Here is a 19,725-nt window from a genome sequence, read left to right on the forward strand (position 1 = left end):
TATGGATAACCAAGATATAAAGAATAGATTTGGAATTATTGGTAATTCGCCTTTGTTGAATCGTGCTATTGATATTGCACGACAAGTGGCTCCAACTGATATCTCCGTACTAATACAAGGTGAAAGTGGGAGTGGTAAAGAGGTTTTTTCGCATATTATCCATCAATTAAGCTCACGTAAGCATGGCCCTTTTATTGCGGTCAATTGTGGAGCTATACCAGAGGGGACCATTGACTCTGAGTTATTTGGTCACGAAAAGGGTTCCTTTACAGGTGCCCATGAAGCCAGAAAGGGATATTTTGAGGTCGTTGACGGTGGAACAATCTTTTTGGATGAAGTAGGTGAGTTGCCTTTGGGTACGCAAGCAAGATTATTACGTGTATTGGAGTCAGGTGAGTATATACGGGTAGGGTCATCCAAGGTACAGAAGACAAATGTACGTGTGGTTGCTGCGACAAATGTGAATGTATTTGAAGCTGTACAAAAAGGTAAATTTCGCGAAGATCTTTATTATCGTCTGAATACTGTACCGTTGCGTGTACCGTCATTACGTGAAAGACCTGAAGATATCAACTTATTATTTCGCAAGTTTATTGTAGATTTTTCTGAGAAATACCGTACACCTGGGGTTCAATTGACAGAAGATGCACAAAATATGCTGCGCAACTATAGCTGGCCCGGAAACGTGCGTCAACTGAAAAATGTTGCGGAGCAAATTGCAGTTTTGGAGAAAGAACGCGTTGTCGATGCCTATACACTTCAAAATTATCTGCCCAATGAATCCCGAACGAGTTTGCCAGCGGTAGTTCCTTCAAATAATGGTGGAAAAGAGGATTTCTCCGAAAGAGATTTGCTGTATAAGGTCTTATTTGATATGAAGAAGGATATGGTTGATCTGAAAAAACTGGTGGTTGAATTAATTCAGAAAGGTGTCGATTCGAGCACATTTGATCAAAATTCCCCTTACATTAATCAGTTATACCAGGAGATTGAACCACAATTGAAAGCAGAACCAGAAAATTATAATACAACCCCAACGCTCACCATACATTCTCCAGCAAATACAACAAACGTATTAAAAAGTCCTGTTGCACAGGATGAATACCTGCAGGATGCTCAAGAAGTTGAGGAATCTTTATCGCTTGTTGATAAAGAGTCTGATCTGATTAAAAAAGCGCTGAAAAAGCACCGAGGTAAACGTAAAGCTGCTGCGCAAGAGTTGGGGATTTCTGAAAGAACTTTGTACAGAAAAATTAAAGACTTAAATTTAGATTAAGGTTTACAGATGTTGTCAAGAAAAATTTTATATGCTTTTCTCACCACAATCTTTTTGTTTGTAATGAATAGTTGTGGGGTAAAATATGGATTTACTGGTGGATCCATTCCTGAGGGAATGAAAACAGTTAATATTCAATATTTCGAAAATATAGCTCCTTTGGTTTATCCAACCTTAAGTCAGAATTTTACGGAGGCACTGAAAGAACGTATCCGTAACCAATCTCGATTGAGTCAGGTGAATCAAGACGGTGATGCTACCTTTGAGGGATTTATTACAGAGTATTCGATAAGTCCTGCAGCTGTTGAAGCTGGGACAGATCGTGCAGCGATGAATAGGTTGACGATTACAATCAAGGTTAGTTATCATAATAAAATTAATCCGAAGGATGATTTTGAACAGCCTTTTACGCGATTTAAAGAGTTTGCAGGTAATCTTCAGAGTGCACAAGAAGAGACCTTGGGTAAAGAAATTATTCAAATGCTAACTGAGGATATATACAATAAAGCGTTTGCTAATTGGTAATTCTATTTCCAAGATGAATCTTAATATATCATTATCCAATAACGAGCTTTTTTTTCAAGCAATCAATCATCCCGACACTGTGGCGGAAGATGTTGTTTTAGCATTGATTGAAAAATACCCTTATGCCCAAAGCCTGCGATTTATCTATGAACGCAAAGTTTTTGGCAAGCATAGTTCAGTTCAGAATTTATCGTCTACTTTGCTCTATGCATCTTCTCCGAGTTGGTTGTATGAATTTATGCATTGTAAACCAACGACAGAGCCTGATGTATTCATGCCGTCAGATGAAATTCCAGTGGATGGAGCACTTCGCGACGATGATGGGACTATCGAAATTGAAGCTGAGCGTGAAACGGTAGCTGAACCAGTTTTATCCAAGATTGAGGTTGATGAATTGGATCGTTTGATTCAAGCCGGGGTTGCAAAAGATTATTTTCGGTCAAACGATCAGCAGCAAGAAAATAGTGTCGATTCAGAGGAACCTGCATTAGTAGCACCTGTTGTAGCGGAAGCTGTTGCCAATACAATGGATGATGGTCAGGAGCGTGTTTCGGTCTATGATGATGATACCATGCCCTACAGTTTCTTGTGGTGGTTGCATAAGACGAGATTAGAATATGCTGATACCTATCAGCCCTATGTAAAATCTCCATTACGCCCAATGACGCCCTCGAATGACGATATTGCTAAAATTCATGAGAAGCTGGATAATCAGCTACTCGATCAACAGATCCGGGAAAATATCTTTCATTTACAATCGCCTGAAGCAAAGTTAAGTGATGAGGTTAAAACGACAATCTCTTTTCAAATACCGCGTAAAACAGACGAGGTAATCGAAAAATTTATTCGTGAAGAACCTATGATTCAGCCCCTGCAAGCAGAAAAGTTAGACTTGGAGAATAAAGCTAGAAAAAGTTCGGAAGATCAGCATTCACTTGTTACCGAAACACTTGCAAAGATCTATGTGGAACAGGGCTTATATCCAAAAGCAATAGATGTTTACAAAAAATTAGTTTTGAAATATCCAGAAAAAAATGCTTACTTTGCGGCACGCATAACAGAATTAGAAAAGAAATTAAATTAATAACATAAAGAGATGCAAGGATTATTAATCGGTCTAATCATATTAGCTAGTATTATTTTGGCGTTTTTGGTTTTAATCCAAAATCCAAAAGGAGGAGGTTTGTCATCTGGTTTTTCAGGTGGAACGAATCTTATGGGAGTAAAACGTACAGGTGACTTTTTGGAAAAAGGTACCTGGATCATGGTTATTGCCATTATGGTATTTAGCTTAGGTGTAAATGTTATTGGTACGTCTCCAAGTACATCTAAAGGTGGATTGGGGGGTCAAATCGAAGCGCCTAAACAACAAGGTCCATTGAACTTGGGTACTGGACAACAACCTGTTGGCGCTCCGGCGGGACAAGGGCAAGCTGCTCCGGCTCAATCGCAAGAAAAGGCTCCAGCGGCTACACCGACAACAAAACCAGCAGAAGAAGCTAAGAAATAGTTGTCAGTAAAAAATGATGAGCCCCGTTTGTTTGTACAGACGGGGCTTTTTTATGTTCGATATTTTGTTTAAGACAGGTATGTAGCGATAAATTTATTAGTCTGTCTGTCGACGGAAGTAAGACTGACAGACTGGGAATGACAGTGTGACAGCAAAATGAATTTTTGTCGATGGAGATATTAACTTTTCTGTGAAAAATTGTCTTATAAGCTGTCTTAATTACAATTGGCATAAAAGATGATGTGTTTATAGCGATTATAACATTAAAATAAATTCAATAACAGATAAAAAGTAAATTAATTATGGCATTAAGTATCAAACCTATCGGAGACAGAGTAGTAGTAGAAGCTGCTCCAGCAGAAGAAAAAACAGCTTCAGGGTTGTATATCCCCGATACAGCAAAAGAAAAACCATCTCAAGGTACAGTAGTTGCTGTAGGTACAGGTAAAGTTGACGAACCGTTAACTGTGAAAGTTGGTGACAAAGTATTATACGGAAAATACGCAGGTACTGAAATTACTTACGAAGGAAAAGAGTACTTAATTATGCGTGAGTCTGATATTTACGCGGTTATCTAATTAATAGGAACAGTTTATTTAAAACGAGCTTACTGGCTCAATTAAAAATTCAATAGGTTATTTTAGTGAAGCTGTAAAATTGGACGTGTAAAAAATAAATCGGTTTACGGTTTAATTTAAACTCGAATTACACTTCTTAGAAATACTAAATACTCATATAAAAATGGCAAAACAAGTAAAATATAACGTTGAGGCTCGCGAGGCCCTTAAAAAAGGTGTAGATACTTTAGCGAATGCAGTTAAAGTAACATTGGGTCCTAAAGGACGTAACGTAATTATTGAGAAAAAATTTGGTGCTCCAGTAATTACTAAAGATGGTGTTTCGGTAGCGAAAGAAATCGAATTGAAAGACGCTTTAGAAAATATGGGTGCACAAATGGTAAAAGAAGTAGCTTCTAAAACAGCAGATCAAGCTGGTGACGGTACGACTACTGCTACTGTATTGGCACAAGCAATCGTTGCTCCAGGTATCAAATCTGTGGCTGCTGGAGCTAATCCAATGGATCTAAAACGTGGTATTGACAAAGCTGTTGCAACTGTTGTTGCTAACTTGAAATCTCAATCTCAAGAAGTTGGTCAAGACAATAATAAAATTAAACAAGTTGCTACTATTTCTGCAAACAACGACGAAGTAATTGGTGCTTTGATTGCTCAAGCAATGGAAAAAGTAGGTAACGACGGTGTTATCACTGTTGAAGAGGCAAAAGGTACTGAAACAGAAGTAAAAACTGTAGAAGGTATGCAATTTGACCGTGGTTATTTGTCTCCATATTTTGTGACCAACTCTGACAAAATGGAAGCGGAATTAGATAATCCATACATTTTGATCTACGACAAGAAAATCAGCAACATGAAAGAATTGTTGCCTATCTTGGAGAAACAAGTTCAAACTGGTAAACCATTATTAATCATTGCTGAAGACTTAGATGGTGAGGCATTGGCAACATTAGTTGTTAATAAAATCCGTGGTTCGTTGAAAGTTGCGGCTGTTAAAGCTCCAGGTTTCGGTGACCGTCGTAAAGCAATGTTAGAAGATATCGCTATCTTAACTGGTGGTACTGTTATCTCTGAAGAAAGAGGTTTCAAATTAGAAAATGCTGAGTTATCTTACTTAGGTCAAGCTGAAAAAGTTCAAGTTGACAAAGATAACACAACGATTATCAATGGTTCTGGTAATGTAGAGGATATTAAAGCACGTGTTGCTCAAATCCGTTCACAAATCGAAACAACAACTTCTGACTACGATCGCGAAAAACTACAAGAACGTTTAGCAAAATTGTCAGGTGGTGTAGCCGTGTTATATGTCGGTGCAACTACTGAGGTTGAAATGAAAGAGAAAAAAGACCGTGTTGATGATGCTTTACACGCAACTCGTGCAGCTGTTGAAGAAGGTATTATCGCTGGTGGTGGTGTTGCCTTCATTCGCTCAACTGAAGCTTTGGTAAACCTTAAAGGTGACAACGAAGATGAGCAAATCGGTATTGACATCATCAAACGCGCTATCGAAGAGCCATTACGTCAGATCTGTAATAACGCTGGTATCGAAGGCGCAGTAATCGTTCAAAAAGTGAAAGAAGGAACTGCAGATTTCGGTTACAATGCACGTACAGACCGTTACGAAAACTTAATCGCTGCTGGTGTAATTGATCCAACTAAAGTATCTCGTGTAGCATTGGAAAATGCAGCTTCAGTTGCTTCAATGTTATTAACTACAGAGTGTGTATTGGCTGACGAAGCTGAAGAAAACCCTGTAGGTGCTGGTGCTCCTCCAATGGGTGGCGGTATGGGTGGAATGATGTAAGATCATCCCATTTCTAAATAAAAAAGAAAGGCTCATTTGGAATTCCAAATGAGCCTTTCTTTTTGTTCTTTAATAGCCTTTTGCCGTATCGTCTCCACGCGGGTCGGCTCCTGTCTGTAATTTACCATTTGGTAATACAAGTATATTCTCCACGCGGCCGATTGTCCCTCTCGGATTTATCGTATAGCCATCTTTTGTCAATCGATCACGTAGATTGACATCGATTGCGTTATTTTCAACGTCAATACGATCAGGAAGCCATTGATGATGAAATCTTGGCAGGCTCACAGCTGATTGGGCATTTTGTCGGAAGTCAATAACATTGAGGATGGTCTGAAAAACAGAGGTAATGATGGTTGATCCTCCAGGGGTTCCTACAACCATAAATAGTTTGCCATCTTTTTCTACAATAGTGGGTGTCATGGAGCTGAGCATCCTTTTGCCGGGCTGAATCTCGTTCGCTTTTTCCCCAGTAAGCCCATACATGTTTGGGATACCGGTCTTTACGGAGAAATCGTCCATTTCATTATTTAGGAGAAAACCTGCGCCCTCCACAAATACTCCTGAGCCATAAGAATCATTAAGTGTTGTTGTAATGGATACTGCATTCCCTTGCTCGTCTACAATATTGAAATGCGTCGTTTGTTCACTTTCATAACCCGGAATGACATCTGCATTGACATCTTTGCTTGATGTCGCTTTATGGAAATTGACTGAATGGAGTTTATGCGCATTTGAGCTTGAGTCAATAAGCTGTTCGACAGGTACCTTAATAAAATCAGGATCTCCTAAATATTTAGCCCGATTGGCATATACATAGCGTTCAGCTTCGACCATAACACGAATGGTTGAATCGGTTTGGAAGCCCCAGCGTTGAAGTGGAAACTGTTCGACTGATTTGAGCAGGGCTAAAAGAGATGTTCCCCCACTCGAAGGTGGTGGCATGGAAATAACTTTGTGGCCCCTATAATTTGTGGAAATTGGGGTACGCCAAAGTGCCTGATAATCCAGTAGATCTTGATGATTAATAATGCCTTTCCCTTTGTCCATTTCGGCAACAATTAAATCGGCCGTTTTACCTTTATAGAAACCGTCTCGGCCTTCGATTGCGATTCTTTCCAGTGTTTTTGCAAGTTCCTCCTGGATAAATAGATCACCTGCTCGCCAAACTGTGGTTTTGATAATTGCAGCACCAGCGGGATTCAGTTTGACAAAACGCTCTTTATGGCTTTCAAACTCATTGGCTTGTCGTTGACTGATTTTAAACCCTGTTCTGGCTAGCTGTATTGCTGGGAGTACGAGATCTTTCCATTGTAATTTGCCGTACTTTCTGTGGGCTTCCCACATACCAGCAACAGATCCAGGGATACCAGAGGCCAATTGACTATAAAGGCTCAACTCCGGAATAACATTGCCTTGGGCATCGAGATACATATCCCGGGATGCTTTTAGGGGAGCCTTCTCACGAAAATCTAAGGCATCTAAATTACCCCGATGATCGCGGTAGAGCATAAAGCCACCGCCGCCAATATTTCCTGCATTGGGATAAACAACTGCAAGAGCAAATTGTACGGCAACTGCAGCATCTATTGCATTCCCACCTTGTTTTAAAATCTTTACCCCGACTTCTGAAGCCAAAGGATGTGCTGTGACAACGGCAGCCTTATTAAAAGTACTGGCCTGCTCAACCTTAGTATTTAGCTGCTGTCTTGTCGCACAAGAGGCAAAGCATATGCTTGCTATGAGCGAATAGGTTATGAATTTATACATCGTACGCGATTTAAAATTAAATATTATCTCAAAGAGGTGTACAAACAATACTACTCTTGGTTATTTAAGTTTTTCGTTGTTTTTATGGCGGTCGGCATCCCGAATTGATTTCTTTTGAAGATTTTGTTCCAAAGCCGCTGTTAGATCAATTCCCGTTTGATTGGCAAGGCACATCAAAACGAATAATACATCGGCCATTTCATCTGCTAAATTAACTTCTTTGTCTGACTTTTTGAAAGATTGTTCTCCGTATTGCCGAGCCATTATTCGGGCAACTTCACCGACTTCTTCCATGAGTATGGCGGTGTTTGTCAACTCGTTGAAATAACGTACTCCGGTACTATTGATCCATTTGTCAATAATCTCTTGTGCTTCTTTAATAGTCATCTTGTGTTCAATTAAAAATTAAAAGTTGTCCTTATCTTTTGTGTCCATGACGATGGTAACTGGACCATCATTCAGTAGGTCGATTTTCATATCGGCTCCGAATATGCCAAGCTGAACCTCTTTTTGGAGCAATTGACTTAGCAGTAAAGCCATCTCTTCATACATTGGTTTGGCTTTGTCCGGTTTTGCTGCTCTGATAAAGGAAGGCCTGTTTCCTTTTTTTGTTTGAGCAAAGAGCGTGAATTGTGAGATGAGTAAGATATTTCCGTCTACATCTTGTATCGACTTATTCATCATACCCTGTTCATCCTCGAAGATGCGTAAGTTGATGAACTTCTGTCCTAACCATTTCAGATCTTCCGTTGTATCTGCTTCTTCAACTCCTAATAAAATCATTAGACCCTTCTGGATCTGGCCTGTTATCTGATTATCTACCGTACAAGAAGCTTTGGTAACTCGTTGTATAACTGCGCGCATAGTGAAAAGTATAAAACCAAAGGTAAAAATTCCGATTGTCAAACACGATGGGAAATTCAGTTTTCTCCAAGGTATATATAGAAACGTCCCTTTCTCCCGAAGGAAAAAGGGACGCTAATTATGCTAAAGGATTTGATCAGAAGCGACCTTCAGTCCGCCTTCCCAGCTACTAATGCGTTTGGAATCAGGAGGCTTTTATAAAGGGTGGTTTAGAATTTGAAATTCAAGCCCAGTAAGAAATTCGTTGGGGCTTGTGGGAAATAGAAATTATAATACTTCCGGGTATCTCCTTCCATCCAGCCAAAGGTGTAGCCATTGGCCTCGTACTTCTCGTTCAGTATATTGTTGACCTGTAAGGTTGCACTGATGTTTTTGATACCTAATGCTGTAAAGTTATAGTTTGCTAACAGATTGTTGACAAAATAAGCGGAAATGCTTCTCTCTTTTGCAGAAGAATTATCCAGGTATTGTCTTCCTACAAATTTGGATAGAAGCGAAAATGTAAGTGATGTTATTGGACTATAAGAGAAATTACTTGACAAAATAGTTCCCGGTGATAAAGCAATGTTTGTTTTCGAATAAAATATCCTTGTATCGCCGATGACCTCTTCAAAGTCCTTAATTTTATTTTGGCTGAAACTAGCTGTTGCTTTCCAATTGAACTGCTTGCTGATGTTCCATGATCCATCGAATTCAAGACCTATTCTATAGCTATCATTGACATTTTGTCGAATTGGAGAGCCTGTATCACTAATTTCACCTGTTGGGATCAACTGATCCTTGTAAAACATGCCATATCCATTTAATCCGATGTTGAATTTTTCATTTGTAAAACGATAGCCCAATTCAATGTCCTGCATTTTCTCTGGGGTAGGATCTGGTAAGGCGCTATTTTTCTCTATAAAATCCTTTCGGACAGGTTCTTTTTGTGCAAAGGCATAAGAAGCGTATACATTTGAATGGTCATTTAGCAGATAAGTTGCACCGGCTTTAGGATTCAGGAAATTAAACTTAGGATGATAATTATAATTTTTTACCTTATCATCATCACCATACATGTGGTAATCTACATTCCGATATTGAATATCGGCCATTAATATCCATTTGTCTAGTTTGTAATCGATTTTTAAGAAATTGCTGAAATCATTTTTTTGTGATTTCCCAAAATAATATTTGTCGTCAAGAAATCCTGTTGATGCATATTGTGCCCAAATCACCTGGCCATAATGTTTTCCTTTATATTGATTATAAGCTCCACCCCAAGTAATTTCAAGCTGATCGTTCGGCCTGTAATTCAGAGCATAAGTCATTCCGTAAAAATAATTATCCAGCCATCTCCTGCGGACAAGATCTGTTTTTTGAATGGTGTCCTTACCAATAATGACGTTAGGCAAACCGTATTTACTTAGTTTATCTCCCGGTCTCATTTCTTCATAGTAACCATAACCTCTTGTATAGTGTAAGGCTGTATTGAGCGTCAATTTGTCGTTCAGTATATTGGTATAATGAAGTTGATGATGTTTCTGCGTATAATTATCTGTTTGATTGTTATACGTGTATAGGTTATAATTACGGCCAGCGTTCATGAAACGATCCTTCTCGGCACCGGAAATTTCGAGTGCATTATCTGCATAATCATCCATGCGCGACCGATCTCCTGTAATCAATGGTTCAGGAACGCCATTCCAGGCTTGATAGGTCTTTTCTTTTCCCCAGAATACAATTCCTTTTAAAATATGTTTCTTGCCATAATACCCTCCGTCCACATAGAAAGATTGTAAGTCTGAACTACCTCTTTCGATGTAACCATCGCTACTTATTCGAGATAATCTGGCATTGAAGGCAAATTTGTCGTCAATTAGTCCGGTACCGACTTTGACCGTATTTTTCCAAGTATTATAAGAGCCAAATGAATTGTTGAGTTCTGCGTAAGGGGTTTCTACTAGAGTATTGGACTGGATATTTAATGAGGCTCCAAATGATCCGGCGCCATTCGTCGAGGTCCCAATACCACGCTGAACTTGGATGCTCTCGGTAGAAGAGGCAAAGTCGGGAAGGTTTACAAAAAAGGAACCCATGCTCTCTGCATCATTTAAGGGGATTCCATTGAGTGTTACGTTGATTCGTTGATTGTCGGATCCCCTGATCGTCATTCCTGTATAACCTATACCCGCACCGGCATCGGAATTTACCTGCACGGACGGGGTCTGATTTAAAAGAAATGGGATATCCTGACCGAGATTGTTACGTGTTATTTCTTCTTTGGAGATGTTTTTAAAGGTTGTAGGAGCATTTCTTTTGGCACGGGTAGATTGAACAAGGACCTCTTCCATTTGAATTGTACTAGGTTCTAATGCTACCGTAAGTTCCAAATTGTCTTTAATATCCACATTTCGGCTCCATGTTTTATATCCAAGAGAAGATACCTGAATCTGATGCTTACCTGTATTGATACGATATAGTTTAATCAGTCCGTTTTTGTCCGATTGGCCAGCGAAGGATGCTTGTCCATCGATGGATATGGAAACGTACTGTAAGGGAGTCTGATTGGTATTGTCTACAGCTTTAATTGTCAGATTTTGTTGCGCAATGGCAATTTGACTTGAAATAGTAGCTAAGGAGCTACAAATCAAAAATTTGATCATGGTAATGTATTTTGTTTGAGTTAAACAAATCATAGCAAGGGGTTACTATGACCGCACTATTTAACTAACCTCTCCCTACGCCAGCATTATCTGGATCAGGTGTACAGAATTTAATCTGTTGGGTATAATCTCAGCCTTTATTTGTGTTCCTGACAAAACAAGGCACCCCTATTCGATGCTGCGAATATATAAATTTAAAATTGAAATGAAGTATAAAGAAGTAATTTATGACAAATACAAAAGAGTGGATTTACGGCTTTATTTCTTTTTGGTTAAAAATTTGTGCAAATTGTTGTTTTTGGTATTTATTGTTCTTTTTAGGTACCTTGGCATGAATTTTTCTACTAGAGGTATGTATTCATACAGGTCAAAAATTTTTAGTTACTAAATTGATAGTGAGGAGATAAAATGTTAAAATATTTAAGCGCTAATTATATTCTGCCGATTACTTCAATGCCAATAAAAGATGGTATTGTTTCGGTAGATGAGGAGGGGGTAATTCAAGGTATCTATGACCCAACTTCATTTACACCTTCAGACAAAACGAAGGTTGAGAGATATGAAGGAGTGATAATTCCAGGTTTTATCAATGCACATTGCCACATTGAATTGTCGCATATGAAAGGTATTGTCCCTAAAGGTACGGGACTTCCGAGTTTTCTTAGTAAGGTGATGACAACGCGGTCGGCGTCGATGAAAAAAATAGACGACGCTATGGCAAAAGCCGATCGAGAGATGTATGAAAATGGTATTGTTGCAGTCGGAGATCATGCCAACACAGATAATTCCTCGAAACTGAAGGAAGATTCTCAGATCTTATATCATACGTTTGTGGAGGTGCTCGGAATTGAACCTGACGAAGCTGACTTTAAGTTAAAAGAGGCTAAATCGTTGACTCAAGAGTTTAGGAATGGGCATGTATCCATTACGCCACACGCGCCATATTCTTGTTCGAAAGTACTTTTCAAAAAATTCAAGAAGATGGTTCCGGAAACAAATATTATCAGTATCCACAATCAAGAAAGTGAAGAGGAGAATAAACTGTTTCGTTATAAAATGGGGGAGTTCCTGGACTTTTATAAAAGTATAGGAAAAAACGCCGATGCGATTAAGGCGCAGGCAAGAAATTCGATTCAGTCCTATCTTCCTTATTTGCCATATCCCAATAAATTATTGTTGGTTCATAATACCTATACTTCTCTTAAAGATCTGGATTTTGTAGAGCGCATGGATCGTGATGTGATGTGGTGTCTTTGTCCAAAAGCCAACCTTTATATTGAAGGAACATTACCAAAGGTTCAGAATTTTATGAATGCCGGACAGCGTTTAGTAATCGGAACGGACAGTTTAGCTTCAAATGATACATTATCCATTTTGGAGGAACTAAAGGTATTGCATGCGCACTTTGAGGATCTCGATTTCTTGCAGACTATTCAATGGGCTACGATTAATGGTGCGATCGCGTTGAACATTGAGGATGAATTTGGCTCACTTGAAGTGGGTAAAAAGCCTGGGATTGTATTGTTGCAAGGTATGGAACACATGCGCCTACATGAAGATGTTAAGGTAAAACGTTTAGCGTAGTATTTAATTCCCCAAAACTTCTGTACTTTTGCTCTTATTGAACCGTCCATGACTATAATAACGGAACTATAGTCATGGTAAGTTCCATCTGACCGATGGAAGAAAAAATAAGTTACAGATGAAACATTTGAATATTTCAATAAGAGGTAAAGTACAGGGAGTCTTTTTTAGATTGACAACCAAGGCGGTTGCAGATCAAGTTGGTGTTAGGGGCTTTGTTGTCAATTTAAAAGATGGTTCTGTCTATATTGAGGGCGAGGGCGACGAGTTTGCACTAGATTCACTGTTGGAGTTCTGCCAAGAAGGGCCCGAGGGTGCAATTGTTGAAAGTGTTGAAGTAAAGGAAGGCGAAATGAAGGGCTTTTCCAATTTTGAAGTAGTTAAAAGAGTTCAATCTTAAGTCTTTTCACCTTGTCAGTACTTAAAAAATTCGCTGGACAGACCATGATTTATGGCCTGAGTACGATTATAGCACGTATGCTGTATTTCGTTATGACGCCACTCTATGTCCTCAAATATCCACCTGCGTCCTACGGAATATTTACCAATATGTACGCCTGGGCGTCCATGATCAATGCCGTTTTGGCATTTGGTATGGAAACTACTTTTTTTAGGTTTCTCCAAAAAGTCGAAGAAAAGGATAAGAAGCAGGTTTTCAATAATAGTTTTATCGTCATTGCCACTCTGGCAACATTATTTTTTATAACGGCCATTGTCTTTGCTGGCACTATTGGTGGTTGGTTGAATAAGGGAACTTACAATGCCGATTACGAGAGCTATGTGAAGTATTTTGCCCTCATATTGGCATTGGATGCTTTAGCTATTGTTCCTTTTGCGAAATTGAGATCGGAGGGAAGGCCTATCCGATTTGGTGCTATTAAATTGGCCAATATCGGTATTATGGTTGTTCTTAACCTATTCTTTATTGCTCTGGTTCCCTATTTGATAAAAGATGGAGGTGCATTGGGCTCTTGGTGTTCCGGTTGGTACAGAAATGAATGGATAGGTTATGTATTTATTTCCAATATTGTGGCAAGTGCAGCGACCTTTCTATTTCTTCTGCCTGAAATGAGAGGTTTTTATTTTAAACCCGAAAAGCAGCTAATCTTAAAGATGCTATCCTATAGCTTTCCGATTTTAATAGCCAATATTTCTTATATCATCAACGAAAATTTAGATAAAATTGTATTGCCAATCTACCTGCCTAAGGATATTGGTGATCGCGATTTGGGGATCTATGGAGCCGTTGGAAAATTGGCGATGTTTCTGAGTATTTTTGTTCAGGCTTTTCGATTGGGGGCAGAGCCATTTTTCTTTTCTTATGCAAAAAATGCAAATGCGAAAAAGACCTATGCGTTAATTATGGAATATTTCGTCATTGCCATGATTTTAGTTATGTTGGGGATTACAGCGAATATTGACTGGCTGAAGTATTTTATTAAAGGAAATGTGGAAACACGTGACTTATATTGGTCTGGACTTTTCATTGTTCCTTTGTTGCTGTTCAATTATGTGCTGCTGGGGATTTATATGAATCTTTCGGTATGGTATAAGCTTTCTGATCAAACGCGGTACGCTTTGTATATTTCATTGGTAGGCGCAGGAATAACCATCGTGGCAAATTATTATCTGATTCCGAGATACAGCTATGTGGGAGCATCAATAGTCACATTTTTAGCCTACTTTGCTATGGTTGTGCTATCTTATGTATGGGGGCAAAAACATTACCCTATACCTTATAAATTGGGAAAGATCCTGATGTATATATTTGCGGGAATATGTTTCTCCTACCTTTCTTACTTTGTATTTCATCATAATGTTTTTATTGGTAATGGACTTTTAATCGCTTACCTGGGAGGTGTATTTTTGATGGAACGAAATCAGCTCAAGCGATTTATCAAGAAAGATGCCTAAAAGAAAAAAGGTCGTGCTAATGTTAACTTAGCACGACCTTTTTCTTTATAAATTGTAGACTTCAGTATTATACCATTTCTGCGGAGAAATTGTGTTCAATTTCATAAAGTACCTCAAGAATCTCTGCCTGGCTTTGTAAGCTGACTAATTTCATGCGGTGTTCTTTAAAGTTGGGGATTCCTTTGAAGTAATTCGCATAATGCCTACGCATTTCAAAAATACCCAATTTGTCACCTTTCCATTCGATGGATTTGTTGAGATGTGTTCGGCAAACCTCGACACGTTCAGCAATGGTAGGTCCTTCTAAACGTTCGCCAGTATTGAAAAAATGTTTGATTTCTCTAAAGATCCAAGGGTATCCGATTGCTGCACGGCCAATCATAATGCCATCCACTTCAAACTCCTGGCGCCATGCCGCAGCTTTTTCGACAGAGTCTACATCGCCATTGCCAAAAATTGGGATTTTGATACGCGGATTACGTTTGATATCCCGAATCATGGACCAGTCCGCCTGACCCTTATACAATTGTGCGCGCGTACGTCCATGAATAGCCAGTGCTTTGATCCCCACATCCTGTAGTCTTTCAGCAACTTCGTATACATTTTTTGTGTTGTCATCCCAACCAAGACGTGTTTTCACCGTTACGGGTAAATCCGTAGCCTCAACGACAGCTTTTGTCATTGCAACCATTTTATCGATGTCCTGTAGCAGGGATGAACCAGCTCCTTTACAGACTACTTTTTTAACTGGGCAGCCGTAATTGATGTCGATTAAATTAGGTCCTGCTTTTGTGCAGATTTCAGCAGATTGACGCATACTTTCAATATCTCCACCGAAGATCTGAATGCCAATAGGACGTTCATACTCAAAAATATCCAATTTTTGAATTGACTTTGCAGCATCCCGAATTAACCCTTCCGAAGAAATAAATTCAGTATACATTAAATCAACACCATTCTGTTTGCACACATAGCGAAACGGAGGATCACTTACATCCTCCATCGGAGCTAATAACAAAGGGAATTTACCCAAATCAATATTTTCACCAATCTTGACCGACATCTTCGATAATTTTTTACAAAGGTACAAAATTTGGCATTAGTATAAAGTTAACTCACTGTCACGAGTTTAAAGCCTATTTTTGATCTCTTCAGACCCTGTCGAACGTTGACTGTTCAAATCGCTAAGCCCGCCAAATCGATAATTAAAGGAGAGGATAGCCGTCCTGCTGTCAGGGTTCGATTTCCCTATATTTCTTTTACAAAGTCTTTGATGGCTTGTCCAGGATCGGCTGTCTTCATGAAATTTTCACCAATTAGAAAACCTTGGAATCCAGCTTTTTTTAAGGCTTTAATTGTCGAAGGATCAGCTATGCCGCTCTCAGATACTTTAATATATTCTGTTGGTATTTTGTCTAGGAGATCATAGGAATGCTGAATGTCGACTGAAAAATCTTTCAGATTTCTATTATTAACACCGATTGCGTCAATGTCATCAAAAAGATTATCCAACAGTTCCTGTTCGTTATGCACCTCAAGTAAGACATTTAAACCCAATTGATGTGCATAGGCTGCAAATTCCTGAACTTCCTCCTTTTTCAGACATGCTGCAATTAAAAGAATGATGTCTGCGCCATACGCTTTTGCTTCGGCGATCTGATACTTATCGACGATGAATTCTTTTCTTAAGATAGGAATGCTAATAGCCTTACGTGCTTTCGATAGATCTTCTAAATTGCCTTTGAAAAATTCCCCATCCGTCAGAACAGACACCGCTGAAGCACCTGCCTCCTCGTATGCCTTTACAACATCTTCCACTGCTGAAGTGCTATTGATGTCTCCTTTTGATGGCGATGCTCTTTTGTATTCAGCTATAATTCCTGTTTTTTCAGGATCAAGAATAGATTCTCTCAACGATAGACAAGCCACATTGAAATAGGGATAGTTTAATAATTCCTCCAAAGGAACTAAAGCTTTTGCCTGTTCTACTTCTATTTTTTTTCGTTCAATGATTTTATCAAGTATAGTCATTTTTCTAGATGTTAGATTCCTAACCAGTTTTCAATTAATTTCTTACCATTTGTGGTCAATACCGACTCTGGGTGGAACTGCATTCCCCTTACATCGTATTCAGTATGGGTTAAGGCCATAATGATGCCATTCTCGTCGATCGCCGTTACCTTGAGGCTAGCCGGTAAGGTGTCTTTGTTTACGGCCCAAGAATGATAGCGTCCTATTTTGGAATCTTTTGGGAAGTCGCGAAACAATTTTTCTGACTCATCAACAACGGTAATATTTGTTGCTACGCCATGCAAAGGTTTTTCCATATTGAATAGCGTACCACCAAAAACCTCTGCGATCGCCTGTTGGCCCAAACAAATGCCCAATATACTTTTATGTGGAGCGTAGGTACGGATAACATCAAGCAATAATCCAGCTTCTTCCGGAATGCCTGGTCCGGGCGAAAGAAGTATTTTATCGAAAGCATCAATATCTTCCAGTTTGAATTTATCATTTCTCCATACAACATACTCTTGATCTAATTCCTGTAACAAATGGACCAAGTTGTAAGTGAACGAATCGTAGTTGTCTATAACGACTATTTTATTGTTGCTCATAACCTTTTACTATAAAATCTTGATTAATATAATTTTCAATTTCCTGAAATATAGATTGAATAAATTCGGTTGGCAAATTAAATCTTTTTGCCAGCACTCCATAATTACTGCCCAGGTTCCGAATAATATGCTGCTCTTCGTTTTGCTCATCCTTGAAGGCCTTACCTTTACCGATATAGGTTTTTCGTAATGCCAATAGCTCAACGATGCGGTTGTCAATAGTGTCTACCGAATCATGGATATGTTGCTTGTTGACACAGTATTCCAATGGTCTGATCATAATGTTTCTGCTAATTGTAATGCTTTTCGTAGAGCAGCAATTTTGTTATTTACTTCTTGTAGCTCCATTTCAGGATCTGAATCTAGTACAATACCACCGCCGGCCTGATAGTGTAGGGTGTTTTGTTTACTTAGGAAGGAACGAATCATAATGGCATGATTAAAGTCGCCGTTAAAACCCATGAATCCAATTGCACCAGAATAAAATGAGCGTTGTAATCCTTCGTAACGATCAATCAGTGTCAACGCCATATGTTTTGGAGCACCTGAAAGTGTACCCGCTGGATACGTATCGCCTACGATGTCAAATGGATTGATATTATCTTTTAATGTGCCCGTTACTTTAGAGACCAAGTGGATAATATGGGAGTAATATTGTGGTTCCATGTAGGACTCAACTTTAACTTGGATACAATGTCTACTTAAGTCATTGCGGGCAAGATCTACGAGCATAACATGTTCTGAAGTCTCTTTTGGATCTTCTTTGAGTTTGGTGGCTATTTTTTGATCTTCTTCCATGTTGCCTGTCCTTTTAAATGTTCCTGCAATAGGGAAAATCGTCGCTTGTTTTCCGTGAATACGCAGTTGAGCCTCAGGCGAAGATCCGAAAAGTTTAAAGTCACCGTAGTCAAAATAGAAAAGATAAGGTGATGGGTTGATGGAGCGGAGTGCACGATAGACATTGAATTCATCACCAGAGAATGGTGTCTTAAAGCCTCTGGATGGAACAATCTGGAATACATCGCCACGTTGGATATGCTCTTTCATCTTCTTGACCAGCTGACGGTGTTCTTCATCGGTACGATTGGAGCTTTCCTCACCAGCTAGTTTGAAGGTATATTCAGGGAAGTTTTTGTTCTGAATAAGGAACTGCATTCTTTCAAGTTCTGATTCTTCGTCGTCCAGCAGATGTTCAAAAATATAGAGTTGATTACGGAAGTGGTCGATGGCAATGACATATTTGTAAACATGATATTGCATAAACGGTATTTTCCGTGCTGGATCTACCGTTGTTGTGAGTTTGATGTCCTCAAAGTGTTCAATACAATCGAAGGTGAAGTAACCAAATAGGCCATTGGAGATCAAGTTAAGTTCAGCAATTGTATGATCTTCGAACGAATTTCTAAAATCGGAAACTTCTTGACGTAATTCGATTTCGTGTGCACTTTTTGCGATACGTTCTCTACCCGGATAAGTGAGCGTCAGCTCTTCCTCATCGAGCTGGATTCCAGCTATTGGTTGACAACAGATATAACTTATGTTGTTGTCGCGACTATGGTAGTCGGAGCTTTCCAGTAACAAGGAGTTTGGAAAGATATCTCTTAGACGAAGATAGATGCTCACGGGGGTAGTTGTATCCGCAAGCAACTTTCTGGTTTGTGTTTTGAATGTATACTTCATTTTTTGTGTCTTATCTTCTTTTTGTAAATTATGTATAAAAAAACCCCGATACTGGTCAGCATCGGGGTTGGAATTTCCATAAATGGTTTTGGTTGATTATGAAATATTATGACAATACCAATTAGTTCCCGATGCTTATTGCTTCAGGCCACCACCAATTTGTATTTGTATATCTTCGTGTCATTATTACACAAATTTATAAAAAAAAATAAATAAGCAAACTTTTTGTGACAAAAAAACAAAAATTCACCTTATTTCTTAATCATTTAATAAATCAGGACGTCTTTCTTGTGTTCTTTTTAACTGTTGTTCATCTTTCCATGCAGCGATTTTTGCCTCATGACCACTAAGGAGAATATCAGGCACTTTGTGGCCTTTCCAGTCTGCAGGGCGTGTATAGATAGGTGCATCAAGTAATCCATCCTGAAAAGAATCTGAAAGCGCGGATGTTTCATCCGACAAAACTCCGGGAATCAGACGGATCACAGCATCTGTAACAATCGCCGCTGGAAGTTCACCTCCAGACAATACATAATCACCTACAGATATCTCCTTTGTTACATAAATATCACGGATACGTTGATCTATTCCCTTGTAATGCCCACAGAGAATCATCATATTTCCTTTTGTCGATAATCCGTTCGCAATATCCTGATTGAATGTTTCACCATCGGGAGTCATGTAAATGATCTCATCGTATTCCCGTTCAGACTGCAATTCCTCAATACACTTGGCAAAGGGTTCTATTTGAAGGACCATGCCCGATCCGCCCCCGTACGGATAATCATCGACACTTTTGTGTTTATTTGTTGAATAGTCTCTTAAATTATGGACATATATTTCAGCCAAGCCTTTGTTCTTTGCTCGTTGCAAAATAGAGTGTGCAAATGGACTTTCCAAGAGGTCAGGTAAGACCGTAATAATATCAAAACGCATGGGGCAAAGATACACAAAAATGCA

At 39.0% G+C, this 19,725-nt stretch carries 19 protein-coding genes; 9 read left to right on the forward strand and 10 right to left on the reverse strand.

Going from position 1 to position 19,725, the window contains the following annotated elements:
• Position 1 precedes the first annotated feature (1 nt).
• From B4Z47_RS11525 to groL, 6 genes are all read left to right on the forward strand, one after another.
• The gene (locus B4Z47_RS11525; protein WP_070561639.1) at positions 2-1,276 is read left to right on the forward strand and encodes a sigma-54 interaction domain-containing protein; all 1,275 of its coding nucleotides are present in this window, start codon (positions 2-4) and stop codon (positions 1,274-1,276) included.
• A 9-nt stretch (positions 1,277-1,285) separates the two neighbouring features.
• A complete protein-coding gene (locus tag B4Z47_RS11530) occupies positions 1,286-1,801 on the forward strand; it encodes an LptE family protein (RefSeq protein ID WP_070561637.1) in 516 nt (171 codons plus the stop codon).
• Positions 1,802-1,814: 13 nt separating this feature from the next.
• Complete coding sequence (locus B4Z47_RS11535; RefSeq protein ID WP_070561635.1) at positions 1,815-2,885, forward strand: hypothetical protein; 1,071 nt, start codon at positions 1,815-1,817, stop codon at positions 2,883-2,885.
• A 12-nt stretch (positions 2,886-2,897) separates the two neighbouring features.
• A complete protein-coding gene (gene secG / locus B4Z47_RS11540; RefSeq protein ID WP_070561633.1) occupies positions 2,898-3,311 on the forward strand; it encodes a preprotein translocase subunit SecG in 414 nt (137 codons plus the stop codon).
• 302 nt (positions 3,312-3,613) lie between these two features.
• A complete protein-coding gene (locus B4Z47_RS11545; RefSeq protein ID WP_028070710.1) occupies positions 3,614-3,889 on the forward strand; it encodes a co-chaperone GroES in 276 nt (91 codons plus the stop codon).
• A 163-nt stretch (positions 3,890-4,052) separates the two neighbouring features.
• On the forward strand, positions 4,053-5,690 hold the full coding sequence (gene groL / locus B4Z47_RS11550) for a chaperonin GroEL (protein ID WP_070561631.1): 1,638 nt from the start codon (positions 4,053-4,055) through the stop codon (positions 5,688-5,690).
• A 69-nt stretch (positions 5,691-5,759) separates the two neighbouring features.
• Here the strand turns inward: groL and ggt are convergent, their stop codons facing one another.
• The 4 genes from ggt to B4Z47_RS11570 all read right to left on the reverse strand — a co-directional run bounded on the left by ggt (position 5,760) and on the right by B4Z47_RS11570 (position 10,969).
• Entirely contained in the window at positions 5,760-7,460 is a 1,701-nt protein-coding gene (gene ggt, locus B4Z47_RS11555) for a gamma-glutamyltransferase (protein WP_070561629.1), read from the reverse strand.
• Positions 7,461-7,520: 60 nt separating this feature from the next.
• Positions 7,521-7,847 carry a nucleotide pyrophosphohydrolase gene (locus B4Z47_RS11560; RefSeq protein WP_070561627.1) on the reverse strand — a complete coding sequence of 109 codons (327 nt, stop codon included), beginning with the start codon at positions 7,845-7,847 and terminating at the stop codon, positions 7,521-7,523.
• An 18-nt stretch (positions 7,848-7,865) separates the two neighbouring features.
• Entirely contained in the window at positions 7,866-8,324 is a 459-nt protein-coding gene (gene dtd, locus B4Z47_RS11565; RefSeq protein WP_070561625.1) for a D-aminoacyl-tRNA deacylase, read from the reverse strand.
• A 209-nt stretch (positions 8,325-8,533) separates the two neighbouring features.
• On the reverse strand, positions 8,534-10,969 hold the full coding sequence (locus tag B4Z47_RS11570; protein ID WP_112373960.1) for a TonB-dependent receptor: 2,436 nt from the start codon (positions 10,967-10,969) through the stop codon (positions 8,534-8,536).
• Positions 10,970-11,377: 408 nt separating this feature from the next.
• On the opposite strand from B4Z47_RS11570, the gene B4Z47_RS11575 reads away from it, so the two are divergent.
• From B4Z47_RS11575 to B4Z47_RS11585, 3 genes are all read left to right on the forward strand, one after another.
• Entirely contained in the window at positions 11,378-12,553 is a 1,176-nt protein-coding gene (locus tag B4Z47_RS11575) for an amidohydrolase family protein (protein WP_070561620.1), read from the forward strand.
• A gap of 118 nt (positions 12,554-12,671) precedes the next feature.
• Positions 12,672-12,953, forward strand: coding sequence for an acylphosphatase (locus B4Z47_RS11580; RefSeq protein WP_070561618.1), 282 nt, complete (start codon positions 12,672-12,674; stop codon positions 12,951-12,953).
• 44 nt (positions 12,954-12,997) lie between these two features.
• Positions 12,998-14,467 (forward strand): lipopolysaccharide biosynthesis protein, encoded by a 1,470-nt coding sequence (locus B4Z47_RS11585; protein ID WP_115046990.1) that lies wholly within the window; start codon positions 12,998-13,000, stop codon positions 14,465-14,467.
• Between the two features lie 67 nt (positions 14,468-14,534).
• On the opposite strand, the gene dusB is transcribed toward B4Z47_RS11585, so the two are convergent.
• From dusB to trmD, 6 genes are all read right to left on the reverse strand, one after another.
• Entirely contained in the window at positions 14,535-15,530 is a 996-nt protein-coding gene (dusB, locus tag B4Z47_RS11590) for a tRNA dihydrouridine synthase DusB (protein ID WP_070561616.1), read from the reverse strand.
• 185 nt (positions 15,531-15,715) lie between these two features.
• Entirely contained in the window at positions 15,716-16,498 is a 783-nt protein-coding gene (trpC, locus tag B4Z47_RS11595; protein WP_112373958.1) for an indole-3-glycerol phosphate synthase TrpC, read from the reverse strand.
• Positions 16,499-16,509: 11 nt separating this feature from the next.
• A complete protein-coding gene (locus B4Z47_RS11600) occupies positions 16,510-17,085 on the reverse strand; it encodes an anthranilate synthase component II (RefSeq protein ID WP_070561612.1) in 576 nt (191 codons plus the stop codon).
• On the reverse strand, positions 17,072-17,365 hold the full coding sequence (locus tag B4Z47_RS11605) for a chorismate mutase (RefSeq protein WP_070561610.1): 294 nt from the start codon (positions 17,363-17,365) through the stop codon (positions 17,072-17,074). Before B4Z47_RS11605 ends, B4Z47_RS11600 begins: the two co-directional genes overlap by 14 nt.
• Positions 17,362-18,765, reverse strand: coding sequence for an anthranilate synthase component I family protein (locus tag B4Z47_RS11610; RefSeq protein ID WP_115046992.1), 1,404 nt, complete (start codon positions 18,763-18,765; stop codon positions 17,362-17,364). Before B4Z47_RS11610 ends, B4Z47_RS11605 begins: the two co-directional genes overlap by 4 nt.
• A 258-nt stretch (positions 18,766-19,023) precedes the next feature.
• Complete coding sequence (trmD, locus tag B4Z47_RS11615; RefSeq protein WP_070561607.1) at positions 19,024-19,701, reverse strand: tRNA (guanosine(37)-N1)-methyltransferase TrmD; 678 nt, start codon at positions 19,699-19,701, stop codon at positions 19,024-19,026.
• Between the last annotated feature and the right edge of the window lie 24 nt (positions 19,702-19,725).

The organism is Sphingobacterium sp. UBA2610 (assembly GCF_002339225.1).
GTDB classification, from domain to species: domain Bacteria; phylum Bacteroidota; class Bacteroidia; order Sphingobacteriales; family Sphingobacteriaceae; genus Sphingobacterium; species Sphingobacterium multivorum.

What these genes read in the sequence shown, in the direction of transcription:
- B4Z47_RS11525 (WP_070561639.1), top strand. Translation starts at nt 2, where the DNA reads ATGGATAACCAAGATATAAAGAATAGATTTGGAATTATTGGTAATTCG.
- B4Z47_RS11530 (WP_070561637.1), top strand. Translation starts at nt 1,286, where the DNA reads ATGTTGTCAAGAAAAATTTTATATGCTTTTCTCACCACAATCTTTTTG.
- B4Z47_RS11535 (WP_070561635.1), top strand. Translation starts at nt 1,815, where the DNA reads ATGAATCTTAATATATCATTATCCAATAACGAGCTTTTTTTTCAAGCA.
- secG (WP_070561633.1), top strand. Translation starts at nt 2,898, where the DNA reads ATGCAAGGATTATTAATCGGTCTAATCATATTAGCTAGTATTATTTTG.
- B4Z47_RS11545 (WP_028070710.1), top strand. Translation starts at nt 3,614, where the DNA reads ATGGCATTAAGTATCAAACCTATCGGAGACAGAGTAGTAGTAGAAGCT.
- groL (WP_070561631.1), top strand. Translation starts at nt 4,053, where the DNA reads ATGGCAAAACAAGTAAAATATAACGTTGAGGCTCGCGAGGCCCTTAAA.
- ggt (WP_070561629.1), bottom strand. Translation starts at nt 7,460, where the DNA reads ATGTATAAATTCATAACCTATTCGCTCATAGCAAGCATATGCTTTGCC.
- B4Z47_RS11560 (WP_070561627.1), bottom strand. Translation starts at nt 7,847, where the DNA reads ATGACTATTAAAGAAGCACAAGAGATTATTGACAAATGGATCAATAGT.
- dtd (WP_070561625.1), bottom strand. Translation starts at nt 8,324, where the DNA reads ATGCGCGCAGTTATACAACGAGTTACCAAAGCTTCTTGTACGGTAGAT.
- B4Z47_RS11570 (WP_112373960.1), bottom strand. Translation starts at nt 10,969, where the DNA reads ATGATCAAATTTTTGATTTGTAGCTCCTTAGCTACTATTTCAAGTCAA.
- B4Z47_RS11575 (WP_070561620.1), top strand. Translation starts at nt 11,378, where the DNA reads ATGTTAAAATATTTAAGCGCTAATTATATTCTGCCGATTACTTCAATG.
- B4Z47_RS11580 (WP_070561618.1), top strand. Translation starts at nt 12,672, where the DNA reads ATGAAACATTTGAATATTTCAATAAGAGGTAAAGTACAGGGAGTCTTT.
- B4Z47_RS11585 (WP_115046990.1), top strand. Translation starts at nt 12,998, where the DNA reads ATGATTTATGGCCTGAGTACGATTATAGCACGTATGCTGTATTTCGTT.
- dusB (WP_070561616.1), bottom strand. Translation starts at nt 15,530, where the DNA reads ATGTCGGTCAAGATTGGTGAAAATATTGATTTGGGTAAATTCCCTTTG.
- trpC (WP_112373958.1), bottom strand. Translation starts at nt 16,498, where the DNA reads ATGACTATACTTGATAAAATCATTGAACGAAAAAAAATAGAAGTAGAA.
- B4Z47_RS11600 (WP_070561612.1), bottom strand. Translation starts at nt 17,085, where the DNA reads ATGAGCAACAATAAAATAGTCGTTATAGACAACTACGATTCGTTCACT.
- B4Z47_RS11605 (WP_070561610.1), bottom strand. Translation starts at nt 17,365, where the DNA reads ATGATCAGACCATTGGAATACTGTGTCAACAAGCAACATATCCATGAT.
- B4Z47_RS11610 (WP_115046992.1), bottom strand. Translation starts at nt 18,765, where the DNA reads ATGAAGTATACATTCAAAACACAAACCAGAAAGTTGCTTGCGGATACA.
- trmD (WP_070561607.1), bottom strand. Translation starts at nt 19,701, where the DNA reads ATGCGTTTTGATATTATTACGGTCTTACCTGACCTCTTGGAAAGTCCA.